2 protein-coding genes are annotated in these 1,311 nt (G+C 64.7%); both read right to left on the minus strand.

Going from position 1 to position 1,311, the window contains the following annotated elements:
• On the minus strand, nt 1–742 hold a 742-nt coding region (locus tag HX846_RS26595), incomplete at its 3' end, for an AbrB family transcriptional regulator (protein WP_178966421.1).
• On the minus strand, nt 735–1,311 hold a 577-nt coding region (locus HX846_RS26600), incomplete at its 5' end, for a tripartite tricarboxylate transporter permease (RefSeq protein ID WP_178966422.1). The genes HX846_RS26595 and HX846_RS26600, both read right to left, overlap by 8 nt.

The following is a 1,311-nucleotide window of genomic DNA, read 5'->3' on the forward strand; positions in this document are numbered from 1 at the left end:
GGTTGAAGTGGCAGCCCAGGCCGCTGCCGATCAGCCACTGGCCGATCTGGCTGCCGCCGTCGGGCAGCCCTATGTGCAAGTCCCAGGTAATGCTGGCGGCGGCACTGACCAGCAGCGGCCCGAACAGCCAGGGGTTTGGCTGACGCAAGCGCTGCCAGCCCCAGGCCACCAGTGCGCCGACGGGAAACAGCAGCGCCAGCCAGGTCCAATCCACCGTCGCCGGATGAAACTGCGGGGCACCTTCCCCCAGCAAATACTTGAACGCCGCCGGCACACAGAGCACCACCACCAATACCCGCAAACTCTGGCCCGCCGCGACGCGGCTGAGCACTGCGCCATTGCGTGCGCCGAGGTTGACCATCTCCCCCGACCCACCCGGCATGCTCGAGAAAAACGCCGTGGCACGGTCTTCACCGCTGCGGCGCATCAACCACACACCCACGATGCTGGAGAGGCTGGTGACCAGCGCGCCGAAGAAGATCAGGCCGAAGTGGCTCATCACCTGCTCGATCACCACCGGGGTGAAGTGCAGGCCGATGCCGATGCCCACCACCCATTGGCCGCATTTGCGGCCGCCGGGAATTTCCGCGAGCTGCCAGGGTGTCAGGCAGCGCACCAGGATGATCGCCAGCAACGAGCCGACCATGTACGGCAGTGGCCAGCCGATCTGGCTGGCGAGATACCCGCCCAGCAGACCGACCAGCGGTGTTGCCCACCAGTTTCTGAACGTGGCCTCAGACATCGGCCACGGCACGACGCTGCAGGGAACGCTTGCGCCAGATGCGCAGGAGCGGGAACAACAGCATCAAGGCCGTCAGTACCCACACGCCGAAGGTGATCGGGCTCGACCAGAGGATCTGCAATTCGCCGTTGGAAATCGACAGCGCACGACGCAGGTTCTGCTCCATCAACCCGCCGAGGATAAAGCCCAGCAGCACCGGCGAGAGCGGGAAATCCAGCTTGCGCAGGATGTAGCCGAAGATGCCGATGCCGACCATCAGGAACAGGTCGAAGGTGGTGGCGTGAACCGCGTACACACCGATCGCAGTGATGATGGCGATCACCGGCACCAGTGCCCAGTTGGGCACGGCAAGGATGCGGGTGAAGATGCGGATCATCGGGATGTTGAGGATCACCAGCATGATGTTGGCGATAAACAACGAGGCGATCAGGCCCCAGACGATGTCCGGTTGCTGTTGGAACAGCAGCGGGCCGGGGGTGATGTTGTACAGCGACAGGGCGCCGATCATCACCGCCGTGGTGCCCGAGCCGGGTACGCCGAGGGTCAGCATCGGCACCAGGGCGCCGCAG

The sequence above is a fragment of the Pseudomonas sp. K5002 genome (genome assembly GCF_013386655.1).
Lineage (GTDB): Bacteria > Pseudomonadota > Gammaproteobacteria > Pseudomonadales > Pseudomonadaceae > Aquipseudomonas.